Origin of the sequence: Peribacillus sp. NJ11 (assembly GCF_030348405.1) — a bacterium.
GTDB lineage: Bacteria > Bacillota > Bacilli > Bacillales > DSM-1321 > Peribacillus.
On sequence record NZ_JAUCFO010000001.1, the window covers coordinates 1170222 to 1188350 of the forward strand.

15 protein-coding genes are annotated in these 18129 nt (G+C 41.4%); 12 read left to right on the forward strand and 3 right to left on the reverse strand.

Features of this window, described 5'->3' with window-relative positions; all coding sequences use genetic code 11:
- Nucleotides 1-14 precede the first annotated feature (14 nt).
- The 7 genes from QUF86_RS05770 to rbsB all read left to right on the forward strand — a co-directional run bounded on the left by QUF86_RS05770 (nt 15) and on the right by rbsB (nt 7947).
- Nucleotides 15-1826, forward strand: coding sequence for an IucA/IucC family protein (locus QUF86_RS05770; RefSeq protein ID WP_289333775.1), 1812 nt, complete (start codon nt 15-17; stop codon nt 1824-1826).
- 482 nt (nt 1827-2308) lie between these two features.
- Nucleotides 2309-3295: a LacI family DNA-binding transcriptional regulator gene (locus QUF86_RS05775; RefSeq protein ID WP_289314175.1), complete on the forward strand. Its 987-nt coding sequence runs from the start codon at nt 2309-2311 to the stop codon at nt 3293-3295.
- Nucleotides 3292-4176, forward strand: a complete 885-nt coding sequence (gene rbsK / locus QUF86_RS05780; protein ID WP_289327169.1) for a ribokinase — start codon at nt 3292-3294, stop codon at nt 4174-4176. Before QUF86_RS05775 ends, rbsK begins: the two co-directional genes overlap by 4 nt.
- Nucleotides 4173-4565 carry a D-ribose pyranase gene (rbsD, locus tag QUF86_RS05785; RefSeq protein ID WP_289314177.1) on the forward strand — a complete coding sequence of 131 codons (393 nt, stop codon included), beginning with the start codon at nt 4173-4175 and terminating at the stop codon, nt 4563-4565. The genes rbsK and rbsD overlap by 4 nt, the downstream gene beginning before the upstream one ends.
- Nucleotides 4566-4583: 18 nt before the next feature.
- On the forward strand, nt 4584-6065 hold the full coding sequence (locus QUF86_RS05790; protein WP_289333776.1) for a sugar ABC transporter ATP-binding protein: 1482 nt from the start codon (nt 4584-4586) through the stop codon (nt 6063-6065).
- Between the two features lies 1 nt (nt 6066).
- Nucleotides 6067-7011, forward strand: coding sequence for an ABC transporter permease (locus QUF86_RS05795; RefSeq protein WP_289314179.1), 945 nt, complete (start codon nt 6067-6069; stop codon nt 7009-7011).
- 15 nt (nt 7012-7026) lie between these two features.
- Complete coding sequence (gene rbsB, locus QUF86_RS05800; RefSeq protein WP_289314180.1) at nt 7027-7947, forward strand: ribose ABC transporter substrate-binding protein RbsB; 921 nt, start codon at nt 7027-7029, stop codon at nt 7945-7947.
- 205 nt (nt 7948-8152) lie between these two features.
- Here rbsB and gdhA read toward each other — a convergent pair whose 3' ends face one another.
- Nucleotides 8153-9535 carry an NADP-specific glutamate dehydrogenase gene (gene gdhA, locus QUF86_RS05805; protein ID WP_289333777.1) on the reverse strand — a complete coding sequence of 461 codons (1383 nt, stop codon included), beginning with the start codon at nt 9533-9535 and terminating at the stop codon, nt 8153-8155.
- A 153-nt stretch (nt 9536-9688) separates the two neighbouring features.
- On the opposite strand from gdhA, the gene gltC reads away from it, so the two are divergent.
- From gltC to QUF86_RS05820, 3 genes are all read left to right on the forward strand, one after another.
- Entirely contained in the window at nt 9689-10594 is a 906-nt protein-coding gene (gene gltC, locus QUF86_RS05810) for a glutamate biosynthesis transcriptional regulator GltC (protein ID WP_289333778.1), read from the forward strand.
- Between the two features lie 395 nt (nt 10595-10989).
- The gene (locus tag QUF86_RS05815) at nt 10990-11982 is read left to right on the forward strand and encodes a PTS sugar transporter subunit IIC (protein WP_289327418.1); all 993 of its coding nucleotides are present in this window, start codon (nt 10990-10992) and stop codon (nt 11980-11982) included.
- A gap of 108 nt (nt 11983-12090) precedes the next feature.
- Nucleotides 12091-13290, forward strand: a complete 1200-nt coding sequence (locus QUF86_RS05820; protein ID WP_289333779.1) for a class I SAM-dependent rRNA methyltransferase — start codon at nt 12091-12093, stop codon at nt 13288-13290.
- 83 nt (nt 13291-13373) lie between these two features.
- Here the strand turns inward: QUF86_RS05820 and QUF86_RS05825 are convergent, their stop codons facing one another.
- Nucleotides 13374-14045, reverse strand: a complete 672-nt coding sequence (locus tag QUF86_RS05825) for a lysoplasmalogenase (RefSeq protein WP_289333780.1) — start codon at nt 14043-14045, stop codon at nt 13374-13376.
- 135 nt (nt 14046-14180) lie between these two features.
- On the reverse strand, nt 14181-15443 hold the full coding sequence (locus QUF86_RS05830; protein ID WP_289314186.1) for a dicarboxylate/amino acid:cation symporter: 1263 nt from the start codon (nt 15441-15443) through the stop codon (nt 14181-14183).
- Nucleotides 15444-15609: 166 nt separating this feature from the next.
- Between QUF86_RS05830 and QUF86_RS05835 the strand changes: the two genes are divergently transcribed.
- On the forward strand, nt 15610-16419 hold the full coding sequence (locus tag QUF86_RS05835; protein WP_289333781.1) for an alpha/beta fold hydrolase: 810 nt from the start codon (nt 15610-15612) through the stop codon (nt 16417-16419).
- A 246-nt stretch (nt 16420-16665) separates the two neighbouring features.
- The gene (uxaC, locus tag QUF86_RS05840; RefSeq protein ID WP_289333782.1) at nt 16666-18078 is read left to right on the forward strand and encodes a glucuronate isomerase; all 1413 of its coding nucleotides are present in this window, start codon (nt 16666-16668) and stop codon (nt 18076-18078) included.
- The last annotated feature ends 51 nt before the right edge of the window (nt 18079-18129 follow it).

The window sequence follows — 18129 nt, forward strand, 5'->3', positions numbered from 1 at the left end:
AAGGGAAGCATTGTATGCAGTTCATAAATGAAGTGGAACAGGCGGTTTCAGAAAAAAATTGGTCGATAGTAAACCAAAACCTGCTGGCCAAGATGATTTCTGAGTATATGTATGAAGATATGATCAAACCAGCTGTCTTGAACGAAAATGCAGCAGGAAACCTATATGAGTTAAAGATAAATGAGGGGAGATCTTATCAATTTTTGGCTTCACCCCGTCTTTTTGACAGCTATGAAGTACAGGCTGAATCGATCCAGGTATATGAAACGGAAGGTTTTACACAGGCCAATGATGCTATTCAATTCATTTTGGACATCCAGCCGGTAATTGGGATGACTGCAGAAACAACAGGACATTTAATCAAGGAATTCCATCATACGCTGCTTGCGGACCTCCAATTGCTATCCAAACCTGAACAAGACGCGGATGATTTGGTCGAACTGGACTATGCTTTACTTGAAGGGGAAATGAGCGGTCACCCTTGGATTGCTTATAACAAGGGAAGAATCGGTTTCGGTTTTGATGATTATTTGAAGTTTGCTCCAGAAAACCAGAAGGAAGTTCAGTTATCATGGATTGCGGTCCATAAAACAAGGGGTGAGTTCAATTCCATTGAAACGTTGTCTTATAAGCAATTGATGGAGAATGAACTGGATGAGGAAACCCAAAAATCATTTGCAAAAAGATTGACAGAGAAAGGCCTGAAGTCAGAAAACTATTTCTACCTCCCAGTCCATGAATGGCAGTGGAAGAATGTAATCATCCAGAATTTTACCGATGACTTGGCTAAAGGGTTGATTGTAGCTTTGGGAAATGGTCCTGATGAGTATCTTCCGCAACAATCAATTCGGACATTTGTTAATGTATCGAATAAGAATAAACACCACGTCAAGCTGCCGATGAGCATTTTAAATACGCTAGTCTACCGTGGATTACCAGCGGAGCGAACAGTCATTGCTCCAAAAATCACAGCGTATATTAAGAACATTTATGAAAATGATTCATTCTTGAGGGAAGAATGCAAAGTAGTGCTTCCAGGTGAAGTGGCCAGTTTAAACGTTGACCACCCGTATTTTTCCAAGCTGGAGAATGTACCCTATCAATATTTGGAGATGCTAGGCGGTATTTGGAGAGAAAGCATATACAGTTATATGGAAGAAGGCGAAAATCCCATTACACTTGCGTCCCTTTTACATGTGGACTACAAAGGGAAGCCATATGTGGAGAGCCTTATTGAAAAATCCGGATTGACTGCGGAAGCCTGGACAGCTCAATTATTCGATGTCATTCTATCACCACTATTACATTTTATCTATCAATATGGATTGGTCTTCTCGCCGCATGGTCAAAATACCATTTTAGTTTTGAAGGATTACAAGCCTCATCGTTTGGCCATCAAGGATTTTGTGGATGATGTAAACGTCAGTGATCAGCCGCTTCCTGAATTGAGTAAACTTCCTGATGATTTAAGAAAAGTACTAAGAAGTGAAACCCCTGAAGGACTGGTTCAATTCATTTTCACGGGACTATTCATCTGTCATTTCCGTTACTTGTCAACACTCCTGATGAAGAGGTCCCTTTTGGATGAGAATGTTTTTTGGGAAGGCGTCGCTCAAACAATCCTTACACATCAGAAAAAATTCCCTATGTTACAGGATCGTTTCGATATATTCAATTTCTTTGCGCCAAAATTAACAAAACTTTGCCTGAATAGAAATCGGATGCTTCAATATGGATATAGCGATGGTGATGACCGTCCGCATGCATCTGAGTTTGGGCATGTGAATAATGCCCTTTATGAAAAGTTACCTGCAAAAACGCAATAAAGTTAAACTGGCTCAGACTTTTGAGCCAATTTCAGACTGTAGACGAACTCGATAAGAATTGAGTACGTCTACAGTTTTTTTGGATTTTTAAATTTTGACCGTTGATTTCCGCTTCAGGCACTCGCTTTCCGCGGGCGGTCCGCCCTCGGTGCACTTTGCGCCTGCGGGGGTCTCCCTTGGACGCGTATTCCCGCAGGGGCCTCGTACCTTCCGTTTCAACAGTTAGGTAGAACTCCTATTGCCTACCAAATAGAAGTATTAAATAAATCTAGAGGTAATGAGGATGTAAAACCTATATATGCGAAACGGAAAGAGACGATAGAGTCCGATAATTATTAAAAATGTACGCATTAAAAAGGATTGTGTTATCCGGCTTGATTCAAACTACCTAAAATTTTTCTTTGGAATAGGGCTTGCCGTTCATATAAATTGGTGATAAGCTATTGTGTAAACGGTTACACAAAATTATTGAGGTGGATATATTGGCAACTATTCGGGATGTTGCAAAGGAAGCTGGGGTTTCTGTGGCAACGGTTTCCAGAGTTATGAATGGCAGTGGTTATGCACATGAGGACACAAAAAAGGTGGTCATGGCAGCTGTTGAAAAATTAAATTATAAACCGAATGAAGTGGCAAGATCCCTTTATAAACGTAAATCCAAATTGGTTGGTTTGATTTTGCCTGACATTACGAATCCCTTCTTCCCTGAAATGGCAAGAGGTGTCGAGGATTATCTGCAGCAATTCGGGTATCGATTAATCTTTGGGAATAGCGATGAAAAGAGAGATAAAGAAATAGAATATATTGACACTTTTCTTCAGAATAATGTAGTGGGCATGATTGCTTCAACCAGTGAAGAAGCCAATGAAAATTTTGATAACCTGGAAATTCCAGTTGTCCTTCTTGACCGTACAGCAGAAAAATTACCAGCTGTTTATTCCGATCAAAAGACAGGCGGTAAGCTTGCAGCACGCGTATTGCTTGATAGAGGCAGTACAAATATCGTCCTCATCAGGGGGCCAGTCGAAATAAAACCTGTATATGAACGGTACATGGCAGCATTGGAAGAATTGAAACAAGCCGAAGTGAATGTGCAAGTCATGGATTCATCCCTCACTCTTCAGGGCGGCCAAATTTGCGTGAGACAGCTGTTCGAGCAATATCCGGAAACGGATGGAATTATTGCTTGCAATGATATTGTTGCAGCTGCCGCACTTCAAGAGATTTTAAAACGGGGAATACGGATTCCGGAAGACATACAATTAATAGGCTATGATGATATCGCCTTCACTGCGTTATTGCACCCACCGTTATCGACAATTCGGCAGCCAGCCTACGAGATGGGGGCACAAGCCGCGGAAATGCTAATTAAAAAGATCAATCAGGAAAAATTGGAAGTGACGCACAAAAAGCTCCCTGTTTCTTTTGTGGAGAGACAAACAACGAGAAGAAAGGCGGAGAAGGCATGATTAGAATTACAGTAGTGGGAAGTTCCTCAATGGACTTAGTGGTGACATCAGCTAAGCGGCCAATAGCAGGGGAAACGGTTTTAGGAGAGTCTTTCATCACGGTTCCTGGAGGAAAAGGAGCCAATCAGGCTGTGGCTGCTGCCCGACTTGGTGCTGAAGTATCCATGGTTGGATGTGTAGGTGATGATGTCTATGGTGAGATCATTTTAGAAAACCTGAAAAAAAATCATATAAATACGGAGTATGTGGAACCGGTTACAGGTACAGCCTCCGGTACAGCACACATTACCCTTTCAGAAGGTGATAACAGTATTATTGTCGTAAAAGGTGCAAATGATTTCATTACTCCTGAATATGTACAAAAGGCGAAAAAGGTCATTGAGGAGTCGGATATCGTGATGGTTCAGCAGGAAATTCCTGAGGAAACGGTGGAATTTCTGGCTGAATTGTGCAACACGCTTCAAAAGAAATTACTTTTGAACCCAGCTCCAGCCCGCAAGCTAAGTGAGGCTGTCATTCAACAGGCATCATTCCTTACGCCGAATGAACATGAGTTCGAAATACTTTTTAATGGCCGGGATCGAACGAAAGTCTTGACTGAGTATCCAAATAAATTATTCATTACCGAAGGGAAAAATGGCGTCCGTTATTTTGACGGGCATGAAGAAAAGGTCGTTCCAAGCTTTGTAGTGGAAGCAGTGGATACAACAGGGGCAGGCGATACATTCAATGCTGCCTTTGCGGTGGCTGTTGCAGAAGGAAAAAGTTTTGACGAATGCTTGTTATTCGCGAACCGGGCAGCCTCCATTTCCGTGACGAAGTTAGGCGCTCAAGGCGGCATGCCGCAAAGGAAAGAAGTCGAAAGGGGCCTTGAAGCATGAAACGTCAAGGAATCATCAATAGTTCAATAGCCAAGGTCCTGGTTGACCTTGGTCATACGGATTATATTGTCGTAGGTGATGCCGGGCTGCCGGTCCCATCGGGAGTTTGCAAGATAGATTTAGCTTTGACGCCTGGAACACCATCTTTTCAAGATGTCGTTCGAGCCGTTCACGAAGATATGGTTGTTGAAAAAGTTATCGCTGCCACTGAAGTGAAGGATAAAAACCCAGAACAGCATCAATATTTGGAGCAGCAATTCGGAGAAGGGATTGAATATGTTTCCCATGAGGATTTTAAAAGGCTGACAAGTAACGCGAAAGCAATAATCCGGACTGGGGAGACGACGCCGTATTCTAATTGCATATTGCAGTCTGGAGTATTCTTTTAAAGAAAAGAGATGATGAGCATGCAAATCGAAATGCACAATATTTATAAAGCATTTGGTCAAAACAAGGTATTGGAAGGTGTTCATTTTTCTTTAGAGGCAGGAGAAGTACATGCACTAATGGGGGAGAATGGAGCGGGGAAGTCAACCTTGATGAACATTTTGACCGGGCTGCATAAACAAGACCAAGGAACGATCGAGATTAACGGTAAAGAAACCTCATTCAAGGATTCAAAGGAAGCGGAAGAGGCGGGAATGGCCTTTATCCGTCAGGAATTGAATATTTGGCCAGAGATGACCGTGCTGGAGAATCTATTTATCGGCAGGGAAATGGTAAATACCTTCGGTGTCCTAAAGACGAAACAAATGAAAGCGCGTGCAAACGAGATTTTTAAAACACTTAATATTTCCCTTCCTTTTGATAAGGAAGCCGGCCTTTGTTCTGTCGGGGAACAGCAAATGATTGAAATTGCCAAGGCGCTTATGACGGATGCCGAAGTCATCATCATGGACGAGCCCACAGCAGCTCTGACCGATAGAGAAATAGAGAAGCTCTTTGAAGTGATGAAGGGACTTACTAAAAAGGGTGTATCACTAGTTTATATCTCTCACCGAATGGAAGAAATTTTTGCCATTTGTGACAGGATCACCGTAATGCGTGACGGAAAAACTGTCGATACGAAAAAAATTGCAGATACAAATTTCGATGAAGTCGTTCAAAAAATGGTCGGGCGGGAGTTGGAGGATCGTTTTCCTCATCGTGAAGCGCACCCTGGCGACGTAGTCCTCGATGTAAAAGGATTAACTAAAAAAGGGCTTTTTGAAGATATCCATTTCGCAGTACGGCAAGGCGAGATTGTGGGTGTAGCCGGATTGATGGGAGCTGGCAGAACAGAAATAATGCGCGCCCTTTTTGGTGTCGACCAAATAGACAGCGGTGAAATTACCATTGAAGGCAAGAAAGTTTCCATACGAAAACCAACGGATGCAGTTCGACACGGCCTGGCCTTCATTACGGAAAATCGTAAAGAAGAGGGGCTGATACTGGACTTTTCAGTAAGGGAAAATATCGGCTTGCCGAATCTGAAAAGCTTTGCTCCTAATGGACTCGTAAAAACGGAGGATGAGAAAAACTTTGCCGAAATGATGATTAAGCGACTTCACGTAAAGACATCTTCAGCTGAAACGATCATCGGCAATCTTTCCGGAGGAAATCAACAAAAGGTGGTAATAGCCAAATGGATCGGCACTTCCCCTAAAGTTTTAATTATGGATGAGCCAACCCGAGGCATAGATGTTGGTGCAAAACGTGAAATTTACGAATTGATGAATGAATTGACGGAGCGAGGCATCGCCATCATCATGGTTTCGTCAGAACTTCCAGAAATCATTGGAATGAGTGATAGAATCCTTGTGGTTCACGAAGGTGAGATTGCTGGGGAATTGTTAAAGCAGGAAGCGACGCAAGAAAAAATTATGGCATTGGCGACAGGAGGGAACTAGGATGAAACTTGAGGCTACAGGGAAAAGCGGGATTTGGCAGAAATTTGGTCCGTTACTTGCTCTGGTACTTTTATTTATCGTAATAACCGTTTTAAATCCATCATTCATGGAACCGAATAATATTTTGAATTTATTGCGTCAAACCTCCATCAATGCACTTATTGCATTTGGAATGACCTTTATCATATTGACAGGTGGCATCGACTTGTCCGTCGGTTCCATTTTAGCTCTATCCAGCGCACTTATGGCTGGCATGATGGTCTCGGGAATGGATCCGATTTTAGCAATATTAGTAGGTATTCTGCTAGGTGCAATAATGGGTGTAATCAATGGGATTCTCGTTTCAAAAGGAAAAATGGCCCCTTTCATCGTGACATTGGCCACCATGACGATATTCCGGGGATTAACGCTTGTGTATACGGATGGAAAGCCGATTACTGGAATTGGCGATTCTGAAATGTTCCAGATGCTTGGGAGAGGATACTTCCTGGGACTGCCAGTACCGGCTGTTGTGATGGTCATCGCTTTCTTAATCCTATGGTTCCTGCTTCATAAAACATCCTTTGGCCGTAAAACATATGCAATTGGCGGAAATGAAAGGGCTTCCCGCATTTCAGGGATTAAAGTTGACCGAGTCAAGGTGGCCATATATGGTCTGGCCGGTACGATGGCAGCAATTGCCGGTGCCATTTTAACATCTCGTCTGAATTCGGCACAGCCGACGGCAGGCCAATCCTATGAAATGGATGCCATCGCAGCCGTGGTGCTAGGTGGAACGAGCCTTTCAGGCGGTAAAGGGCGGTTGTTCGGTACGCTGGTGGGTGTCCTGATCATCGGTACTTTGAATAACGGCATGAATTTACTTGGTGTATCCTCTTTTTACCAGCAAGTGGTAAAAGGTGCAGTTATATTAATCGCGGTCTTACTTGACCGTAAAAAATCATAAGAAGAGGTGTAATCAATGAAAAAAATAGTATCGATAATCATGGTTCTTTCTTTAATGGTCTTAGCTGCCTGTTCAATGGATTCTGGTCTAAAAGATGATAAAAAAGAAAAGAAAGACTCCATGAAAGACGTGAAAGTCGGAGTCAGCATCTCAACTTTAAACAATCCATTCTTCGTTTCCTTAAAAGATGGTATTGAAAAAGAAGCAAAAGAAAAAGGCATGAAAGTTACAGTTGTTGACGCCCAGGATGATACAGCAAAACAGATTAGCGGAATTGAAGATTTAATTCTTCAAGAGGTTGATGTCCTTCTTGTGAATCCAACTGACTCTGCGGCAATAACTTCAGCCGTTAAAGATGCAAATGATGCGGGCATTCCCGTTATCACGATTGACCGTTCTTCAGACGAAGGTGACATTGAAACGTTCATCGCTTCCGACAATGTGGCTGGCGGTGAAATGGCTGCAGAATATCTAGTTAAAGAGCTTGGCGAAAAAGCGAAAGTAGTGGAACTTGAAGGGGTATCCGGAGCATCTGCAACTCGTGAACGCGGGAAAGGTTTCCACAATATTGCGGACAAGCAGTTAGATGTCCTGACAAGCCAAACGGCGGAATTCGACCGGACAAAAGGGCTTAACGTCATGGAAAATATCCTCCAAGGCAATAATGACATCCAAGCGGTATTCGCCCATAATGATGAAATGGCACTTGGGGCCATTGAAGCAATCAAGGCAGCAGGAAAAGACATCATCGTGGTTGGTTTTGACGGAAATGATGATGCATTGAAAGCAGTTGAAAACGGTGAACTAAAAGCTACAATCGCCCAACAACCGGCACTTATCGGTGAAGAAGCGGTTAATGCGGCTGAGAAAATCTTAAAAGGCGATAAAGTGGATGACACAATATCCGTTCCATTGAAATTGGTCACCAAAGAATAATTGTCTGCAAACCATGAGAGTGCCAGAACTTTTCCGGCACTCTTTTTTTTATAGTAAGAAAGAAATGTTTTAATCTCATTGATGTTATCTGAGTGTGGATATTCAGCTTGAATTGAGATGAATAAGAGGGTAAAAAAAAGTGAGATCACTCTTTTACAAAAGTAAGGCGGCCCCTGTCGGAACCGCCTCCTAAATCAACCGATTGCTAGAGTATACCTTGAGTAAGCATTGCATCCGCCACTTTAAGGAATCCGGCAATATTGGCCCCAATAACTAAGTTGCCAGGCTCGCCATATGCTTCTGCAGCTTCTACACTGTTTTTATAGATGTTTTTCATGATTTGATGCAGCTTGGCATCGACATCTTCAAAAGTCCAAGGCATTCTTGCGCTGTTTTGGGCCATTTCGAGTGCAGACACGGCTACGCCGCCTGCATTGGCCGCTTTTGCTGGTCCAAAAAGGATGCCATTATTAATGAATACTTCAATGGCCTCAAGGGTTGAAGGCATATTAGCACCCTCACCGACTGCCTTCACATTATTTTTGATCAGTAATTTTGCTGCTTCTTCATCGATTTCATTTTGTGTGGCACAAGGAAGTGCGATGTCGCAGGGTACAGACCAAATGCCGTAGCTTCCTTCATGGTATACAGCTTCCGGGTGTGCATCGACATATTCGCTCAATCGTTTTCGTTCCACTTCTTTTAAACGTCTGACTGTATCCAGGTTCAGACCGTTTTCATCATATATGTAGCCATTGGAGTCGCTGCAAGCAACAACTTTAGCTCCCAATTGTGTAGCTTTCTCAATGGCATGAATCGATACATTGCCAGATCCGGAAATAACGACAGTGCTGCCACGGAATTGTAACCCTTTGTCATTAAGCATCTCCTCGACGAAGTAAACCGTTCCATATCCAGTTGCTTCTGTACGGGCCAAGCTTCCACCATAACTTATTCCTTTACCAGTTAAAACACCGGCATGGTAGCTGCCTTGAATCTTTTTATATTGACCGAACAGGTAACCGATCTCCCTTGCACCGACTCCGATATCACCAGCTGGTACGTCTGTATCAGGGCCGATATAGCGAGATAGTTCCGACATGAAGCTTTGGCAAAAACGCATGATTTCCGCGTCCGATTTTCCTTTTGGATCGAAGTCTGAACCGCCTTTTCCCCCACCAATCGGCTGTCCTGTAAGAGAATTTTTAAAGATTTGCTCGAAACCAAGAAACTTTATGATGCTGGAATTGACAGTGGGATGGAATCGAAGACCGCCTTTGAATGGCCCGATTGCGCTATTGAATTGTACACGAAAACCACGGTTGACTTGAACATTTCCCAGGTCATCAACCCAAGAGACTCGGAAGGTGATCATTCTTTCGGGCTCAACCAGCCTTTCCAATATCCCGCTTTTCATATAATTTGGATGTTTTGCAAAAACGGGGACCAATGAAAGGAGTATCTCCTTTACGGCTTGATGGAACTCACTTTCGTGAGGATTACGCTCCTTTACCTGTGCGTATACTTGACTTACGAACTCTCTAGCAACTTGTAAATCCTCATGCTCGACTTCTTGTGAAGTGGTCATTGTTCTCTCTCCTTTAGTAAAGTCAAAAAATATTAATTAGGGTAAGCTTATCGATTTTATATAATACTTTCATGATATAATTTAAAAGTGAAATAAACAATCTGAATATTAGATAAATAACATGCTGTTTTGATATGAAAGAGGGAGCTTAGATTGGAATTAAGGCAAATCGAATATTTCATTGAAGTGGCAAAGCGTGAACATATGACGGAAGCAGCAGTGGACTTGCATGTTGCCCAGTCTGCTGTCAGTCGCCAAATTTATAATTTAGAAGAAGAATTGGGCGTGCCCCTATTTATCCGGGAAGGCCGAAAGATTAGGCTGACGCCTATTGGACATACATTTTTAGCCCATATGGAACAAGCTATGGATATAATCAATCGTGCTAAGCGTGAGATGGCTGAAAGTCTGGATCCAGAAAAAGGGACAATCTGCATTGGCTTTCCCAGCAGTTTAGCTTCTTATATATTGCCAAGGGCCATTTCCGATTTTAGGGAAAGTTATCCGCTGGCGAAATTCACATTGAAACAAGGTTCATATCGCTACCTGATAGATTCGGTGATAAAAGGTAACATAAACATGGCCTTGATTGGCCCCCTGCCGGTGAATGAAAAGAAAATCAAAGGAGAAACGCTATTTATTGAGAACTTAGTTGCCCTTTTACCAGAAAGCCATCCTTTGGCCTTGAAGAAGTCATTATCATTAAATGAGCTTCAAGGAAACCCGTTCATCGTATATCCAAAGGGCTATGTTTTAAGGGATCTCGTTATGAAAGCATGCAAACTGCATGGTTTCGAACCGGAAGTGGCATTTGAAGGAAAAGATACTGATGCTATAAAAGGCCTGGTGGCAGCAGGTCTGGGTATAGCCTTGATTCCTGAGATTTCCTTGATTGATAGCTTGCCTCGCTTTACGGTTAAATTGCCGCTGGAGGATCCATCTGTAACCAGGGCTGTAGGGGTCATCGTTCCGACTGATAGGGAACTGATGCCAACGGAGAAATTGTTTTACCAATATTTGAAGGACACTTTTGCAAAATTGGAAGGATTTCAAAAATAGGATGGGTATCTATTAGAATAGTCATAAATCCAGCTAGTGAGAGAATCCTTAATCGGGTTCTTTTTTTGTCGAAAATGTATCGAAATATCTCCATGTAGCACCTCCTTAAAAGGGATATTTTATTTTGAAATAATACAATCCTAGTTTTTATTGGATGAAAATGCGTTAAACTCATATTTATGAAAACGCTTTTATTTTACTAGTATAAAAATACTACTTACATTATCAGAAAATTCATGTTATTATACAGGCAGACATAATACGTAGCGGTGATATAGTTAATAGGCTTTTAAATTAAAGATATTTATTTTTTTTTCGTTTTTTGAAACTGAATATTCTGATAATTAACAAGGAGTGGAGATAAAGTGAGCAGGAAAGAATACATCAGTAATAGAATGTACAAAGCATCAACAGGGATAGCCAACGCAGTTTTGGTTACATTAGGGATCGGGTTATTGTTTGAATCCATAGGAGGATATTTAGGTTGGGAGGTCTTCCTGGCAATAGGCGGGGCCGCAAAGGTCTTGCTAGCCCCAGCTTTAGGAGCAGGAATCGCTTATCAGCTAGGAGGAAATTCATTAATTATCTTTAGCGCCATGGCTTCAAGTGCAGTTGGCGGTGCCGCTATTAACAGAACTGCTGAGGGTGCCTTCACGATTGTTACAGGACAGCCACTAAGTGCTGTATTGGCAGCTGTAATTGCAACATATGTAGGTAAGCGTATAATTGGCAAAACAAAGTTGGACATCATGGCCATCCCAATGGGAGCAGTTCTTGTCGGTGGAGTTTCAGGATATGGCCTGGCTCTTGTCACCACTCCGCTCCTAACATGGATAAGCAGTCAAACCACTGCTGCGGTCGAGGGTTCTCCCTTAATCGGTTCCATGGTCATCGCCTTGGTATGGAGCATTTTATTGATGACACCAGCGTCTTCCGCTGCATTGGCAATCGCCTTGCAATTAGATCCCGTTTCCAGTGCGGCAGCCCTGATCGGATGTACCGTTCAGTTTGTTGGGTTCACTGTCATGTCTTATAAAGATAATGATATGGGTGGGTTCCTTGCCCAGATGGTCGTTACGCCAAAAGTTCAATTTCCTAACTTAATCAAAAAACCATTATATGTCGTTCCGCCTTTTGTAGCGGCAATCATTTGTGCCCCTATCGCTACCTTGGCATTCGATTTTCAAGTACCGTATGAACTTGGAGGCATGGGGTTAAGTTCAATGATTGCCCCGATAGCCATCATAACTGGTCAAGGGCTGTACACGTTCTTGGTTTATGTGGCAGTGGGTATGGTATTGCCAGCTGTGATCACACTTGCCTTACATCGGGTATTGAAGATGATGGGCAAAGTTAAGCCAGGCGATCTCCATTTAGAAGTATCATGATCAAGTTTTCGGGAAACCAGCCTGGTTAAGGAACCAGGCTGGTTTTTATTTATAAAGGGATTAGGGTAAAATGGGAAGGTAAGCATTTGCATAGATAGGATGATATATATGGGAAATGAAATAGATATAAAAGTGAAAGCTAAGTTCGTGAGTAAAATCGGCAAGGGTTTTCCCTTGATTGTTAAAGAGTCGATAGCCAACCTTAATGACCTTCAGGAAGAGGGATCTTTAGTGCGGTTGGTGGATGAAAACAACCGTTTTCTAGCAAAAGGATATTATGGTAAACAGAACAAGGGCTATGGCTGGGTATTGACCCGAAGAGAAAATGAAAAGATCGATCAAATCTTCATTAACGGCAAAATCCAGGCAGCATATGAATTCCGAAAGTCTTTTTTTGAAGATACAGAGACTACGGCTTTCCGCTTGTTTAATGGGGAAGGTGATGGAATTGGCGGTTTAATCATTGATCATTATGATGGTCACTATGTGATTAGCTGGTATAGCAAAGGGATATATTCCTTTAAAGACTACATCATTAAGGCATTGCAGGATACGGTTGAAGTCAAATCGATTTATCAGAAGAAACGCTTTGATACAAAGGGGCAATACGTGGAAGAAGACGATTTTGTCATGGGTGAACAACCGGAATTTCCGCTTCTTGTAAAGGAGAATGGAGTAAATTTCGCTGTTTACCTGAATGATGGGGCAATGGTCGGTGTCTTCCTTGATCAACGCGATGTCAGAAGGAAAATCCGGGATGAATACGCAAAAGGGAAAACCGTCTTGAATATGTTCTCCTACACTGGGGCATTTTCCGTGTTTGCCGCTTTAGGCGGTGCTGTTAAAACAACTAGTGTCGACCTGGCGAATCGCAGCTTACCAAAGACGATCGAACAGTTCAGTGTAAATGGAATAGATCCTGAAGCTCAAAATATCGTGGTGATGGACGTATTTAAGTATTTTAAATATGCAGTGAAGAAGGCTTTGAAATTTGAAATGGTCATCCTCGATCCACCCAGCTTTGCCAAATCGAAGAAGTTTACCTTCAGCGCTGGAAAAGACTATACGAATCTATTGAAGGATACCATATCCATTACGGAAGACAATGGGGTCATTATCGCATCAACTAATTGCAGTACGTTCGACATGAAAAAATTCAAGAGCTTCATTGATATTGCCTTCAAGGAAATGAACGGAAAATACGAGCTCATGGAAGAATTCTCATTGCCGGCTGATTTTAAAACAAGTACGGAATATAAGGAAGGGAACTATTTAAAAGTAGTCTTCATTAAGAAAATTAAAGGATAAAAAAAGGCGTCCACAGTTCAAGTAGAGCTGTGAATGCCTTTTTTTATGAAATTGTTTCATGTGGAACGTACGATTATTCGGATTCACTGGATAGGCAGTTCTCTTTTCGAACCTTTCGATAAATGGAAAGAAGGACTCATGCGAATGCTTCTAGCCATGCAAAACTGAGCTGTATAGTAGGTAAGCATGATCAGTGGATCAGAAAAGGCAACATCTTCGATAAATTTGTTCCAAGATAAAATGGAGTCGGAAATCACGAACAGAACCCCGCCGATGATTGCGGCTGCATTTCCGGTCATAAAAGCCGCCCAACCCATGAGGGAGATGACCGTTACATAACAGATTACAGGGATGATGAGGCTATTTTCACCTTTTTCAATTAAAGAAAGTACAATTTCACGACCAATCCAAGTGGAGTAAATACTGATTGGAAGAATCGTCGCAAATCGCAGCCAAGAAAAGGTCCATAGCTTAAAGAACGCTGAAATATAGAAAAGGTGGCCGATCAAGAAGGCGGAAAGCCCGATGACGAACCAGATTAACAAACCATCACCAAGCATGCAAAAGAATAAACCAAGAAGTATTAAGGATTGGTAACGATCCCGCGTTCCCCCTGTTGTGCATGCATAAAGCAAAATCAATAACATGGGAATGACCTTGAACATGATTTTTATGGTTATAGGCTCTTCCGGTATAAAAAAAATATATAATAGTCCCGTGAAAAGGATGGCAGCGGGTAAGCATTTCATTAGCATTTAATTCCCTCCTTCAATCTTTAATTCTATGTAAGGGGAAGGAACCCCTTGTCAATTAAAGAACTGTTTGAAAGAAAGATGTGAAAATTAAAAAACTGACTCCCGGTAACCAGGAGTCAGTTTGATGTTATAGAATCATACGGCTTCTTTAACGAATGCTTGTTTTAGCCAGTTTTTACCCTCAACAAGCCTTGTGACAAGCATGGCACAAACCGTGTTTCCTGTTGAGTTAAGCAGTGTAGCGGGAGCATCGATGATCGTGGATATAACGGCAATGATCGGCAGGACTTCAACAGGAAAGCCGAATACACTAAGGATGAGCATTTCCCCAATCATACCGCCCCCAGGAATGGCACCCATAACAGCTCCAACCAAAAAGGCAACGGCAAGTATACTTAAAATGCTTGAAATGCTTGTCATATCCTTTCCAAATAAGCTGAATAGGAAAACGATTTTCAATACCCCGCCGAATACAGAACCATCTTTATGAGTGTTGGCTCCGAGTGGGATGACAGTCTCCGCTATATCCTTTGGCACGCCCATTTTCTTGACCGATTCCAGATTGACTGGAATTGACGCGGCACTGGAACAAGTGGCGATGGCTGTAATGGATGGTGTCAGCGCATTTTTCCAAAATAGTTTAACTCCATCTTTCCCACCTGCGATAAAGGCATACAAAGTGAAGAAGCCGAAATAATAAATTAAGGCTAAGACTAGATAAAGAATGAAAGTGCGAGCATACCCTTCTAAAATCTGCGGCCCAAGCTGGCCGATAATCGCCGCAAAATAAGCACCAAGTCCAATTGGAGCATAGTACATGACGATTTTGACGACTTTCATCATGACAGCTGTACCCGCTGTCAAAAACTCGGTAATCGGTTTTGCTTTCTCACCGACCAGTGCAGTGGAAAGCCCGATTAGAACAGAGAAAACGATAAGTTGAAGCATATTGCTTCTGGAGAACAGTTCTGGAAAATCGGACACGGTTACTGTGTTGACCAGTTGACTGAAGAAAGGAACTTCCTCAATGGTCTCTTCAGAGGAACTGTTTTCCATCAGTTCTTTAATGGCTGTCGTATCTGTGCCTTCCAATGGATTGATGATGGTTGTCCCAATAAATCCAATGACGGCAGCTAAAGCGGCTGTTGTCAGGAAAACGACGACGATACTGCCCATGATTTTCCCGAGACGCTTCATTCCGCTCATATTGGCAATCGCTGAAGCAATGCTGAAAAATACCAATGGCACGATGATCGTGAACATCAGATTTAGGAATAAGTCCCCTAGCGGCTGTATGACCGAGGTTTTCTCCCCGAAAACGACGCCCGCTATCCCACCGATAATAATGGCAGTGAGTAGTATTAAAGAGGATCGATAGTTTTTGATAAAGCTCTTCATGAAAATTCCGTCCTTTCAGGATGAATATATCAATAAAAATATACTTCATTATCAACTCTAAAATGAGGTTTGACAATATTTTTTTATAGGAAGGAATGTTAAACGATGAAACGCAATAAATAATAATAGGGAATGGATTGTGAAAATACCGTGAAGGAGGGATGGAATGGCATATATTGAGGTGGAAGAAGGCGTTCGGTTGTTTTATGAAGAAAAGGGACAGGGAAGACCAATTATTTTTATCCATGGTGTATGGATGAGCAGCCGGTTCTTTAGAAGGCAGCTTCCGTCCTTTTCAGAAAATTATAGAACGATCTTACTTGATTTAAGAAGCCATGGCCAGTCAAATCATGTTCATTACGGAAATACGGTCTCCGTTTATGCAAAAGATCTTCATGCGTTCATTGCTAAACTGGGATTAAAGGATGTCATACTCGTAGGCTGGTCCATGGGGGCTTTTGTCGTCTGGGATTATCTGAAGCAATTCGGTGAAGGAAATATTCATTCAACAGTGATTGTGGATGAATTGGCCTCTGATTTTAAGTGGCCCGATTTTAATATTGGTGCATTTGATATGGACACATTGATTGCCTTCATGACTGAAATTCAAACGAATCGTACCCCATTTTTACAAAGCTTCCTTGCCTCCATGTTTAAAAATGAATTATCTGTAGCGGATGCAAGCTGGATGCTTAAGGAAGTGACCAAAATGCCGGAATCCATTGCCAGTGCCATTCTATTTGACCAATCAATTGTTGACTATCGTGAATTCTTGCCAAAAATTAACATTCCCACACTTCTCTGTTTTGGAAGGCATGAAAAAGTGATTCCTGTAGCTGCAGGGGAGCATTTGCATAAAAACATTCCGCATTCCCAACTAGTAATTTTTGAAGATAGTTGCCATTGTCCATTTATGGAAGAAAGCGATTTGTTTAATGAAACCGTTGATTGCTTTATTCGAAAATTAAAAGGGTAAATAGGGAAAATAAAAAAGGACATGGCAGTAATGCATGTCTTTTTTTGTTTTACAACAACTTTGTTCTGAAATAAAAAAATATTGTAATTTTAGTGAATAGTCAGTAAAATGAATCTATTATTGTTAACGTTAACATAAAACAAATTAAACTTTTATAAACTATTCATGTATAAAAATGTTAACGATAACATTATTGAATTTATGACGTTTTATAGCAAATACAAACGAAAAGAAAGTGGTGAAATGATGAAAAAATTTATGGGAGAAGACTTTTTATTAACAAATGAAACTGCGGTGCATATTTACCAAAATTACGCAAAGGATATGCCGATTATTGACTATCATTGCCATTTAAGTCCGCAAGAAATTTATGAAAATAAGACATTCAAAAATATTACTGAAGCATGGTTATATGGGGACCATTATAAATGGCGGGTAATGCGGGCAAATGGCATCTCAGAGGATTATATTACAGGGCAGGCTGATGATTATGACAAGTTTGTAGCATGGGCGAAAACGGTACCAATGACAATTGGAAATCCCTTGTATAATTGGACTCACTTAGAATTACAACGTTTTTTCGATGTATATGATATTTTAAATGAAGATACGGCCTCTACCATTTGGGAAAAAGTTAATAATTTGTTAAATGGCAGGGGTTTTGGTGCGAGGGATTTAATCTTGAAGTCGAATGTAAAAGTGATCTGTACGACGGATGATCCAGTCGATTCGCTTAAGTACCACAAGCTGCTGATGGAAGATCATGATTTTAATGTAAGCGTTTTACCGAGCTTCCGGCCAGATAAAGCTTTAGAAATTAATAGTAATGGTTATCTCGAGTGGGTAAGTAAATTGGAGCAGGCAGCAGATAAAAAAATTGTAGACTACGATGACTTCCTTAATGCCTTGGAGTCAAGAATCCACTTTTTCCATTCAATTGGAGGCAGGGTATCCGATCATGCTTTGGATGTAATGGTTTACGAAGAAGCGACTAAAGAAGAGATTGCCGAAATATTCTCGAAAAGAATGCAAGGCGTCGAAGTCTCTCAAGAAGATGAGAAGAAATACAAAACATATACACTTAACTTTTTTGGAGGCATATATGCCAAGTTAGGTTGGACGATGCAATTCCATATAAATGCCCTGCGCAATAATAATTCAAAAATGTATAATCGGCTAGGTCCGGACACCGGTTATGATTCAATGAATGATGATGGAATAGCTAAGCCGCTTGTGAAAATATTGGATGCAATGGACAAAGAAGATGCTCTACCAAAGACGATTCTATATTCATTAAATCCAAATGATAATCATGTCATTGCCAGCATTATTAATAGTTTTCAAGATGGAAAGAAACCAGGGAAAATTCAGTTTGGAACCGCATGGTGGTTCAATGATAATAAGGATGGCATGCTAGAACAAATGAAAGCATTAGCGAATGTAGGACTCTTTAGTCGATTTCTTGGTATGCTGACGGATTCAAGAAGCTTTCTCTCATATACAAGGCATGAGTACTTCAGAAGGCTTGTATGCCAACTAGTAGGAGAATGGGTTGAAAATGGAGAGATTCCAAATGATATGGATTTATTAGGAAATATTGTGCAAGGGATCTCATATTATAATGCGAAAAATTACTTTGAATTTGATATAAAAGAATAAATTTAGCTCTCTATTCTTCCTTCTCCATAGGTAGAATGGAGGGTTCTGTTG

Excerpts from the sequence above, each read along its gene's own strand:
- uxaC (WP_289333782.1), top strand. The coding sequence starts at position 16,666 with ATGAAAAAATTTATGGGAGAAGACTTTTTATTAACAAATGAAACTGCG.
- rbsD (WP_289314177.1), top strand. The coding sequence starts at position 4,173 with ATGAAACGTCAAGGAATCATCAATAGTTCAATAGCCAAGGTCCTGGTT.
- QUF86_RS05830 (WP_289314186.1), bottom strand. The coding sequence starts at position 15,443 with ATGAAGAGCTTTATCAAAAACTATCGATCCTCTTTAATACTACTCACT.
- QUF86_RS05770 (WP_289333775.1), top strand. The coding sequence starts at position 15 with ATGCAGTTCATAAATGAAGTGGAACAGGCGGTTTCAGAAAAAAATTGG.
- QUF86_RS05835 (WP_289333781.1), top strand. The coding sequence starts at position 15,610 with ATGGCATATATTGAGGTGGAAGAAGGCGTTCGGTTGTTTTATGAAGAA.
- QUF86_RS05815 (WP_289327418.1), top strand. The coding sequence starts at position 10,990 with ATGTACAAAGCATCAACAGGGATAGCCAACGCAGTTTTGGTTACATTA.
- rbsK (WP_289327169.1), top strand. The coding sequence starts at position 3,292 with ATGATTAGAATTACAGTAGTGGGAAGTTCCTCAATGGACTTAGTGGTG.
- QUF86_RS05820 (WP_289333779.1), top strand. The coding sequence starts at position 12,091 with ATGGGAAATGAAATAGATATAAAAGTGAAAGCTAAGTTCGTGAGTAAA.
- QUF86_RS05825 (WP_289333780.1), bottom strand. The coding sequence starts at position 14,045 with ATGCTAATGAAATGCTTACCCGCTGCCATCCTTTTCACGGGACTATTA.
- gdhA (WP_289333777.1), bottom strand. The coding sequence starts at position 9,535 with ATGACCACTTCACAAGAAGTCGAGCATGAGGATTTACAAGTTGCTAGA.
- rbsB (WP_289314180.1), top strand. The coding sequence starts at position 7,027 with ATGAAAAAAATAGTATCGATAATCATGGTTCTTTCTTTAATGGTCTTA.
- QUF86_RS05795 (WP_289314179.1), top strand. The coding sequence starts at position 6,067 with ATGAAACTTGAGGCTACAGGGAAAAGCGGGATTTGGCAGAAATTTGGT.
- QUF86_RS05790 (WP_289333776.1), top strand. The coding sequence starts at position 4,584 with ATGCAAATCGAAATGCACAATATTTATAAAGCATTTGGTCAAAACAAG.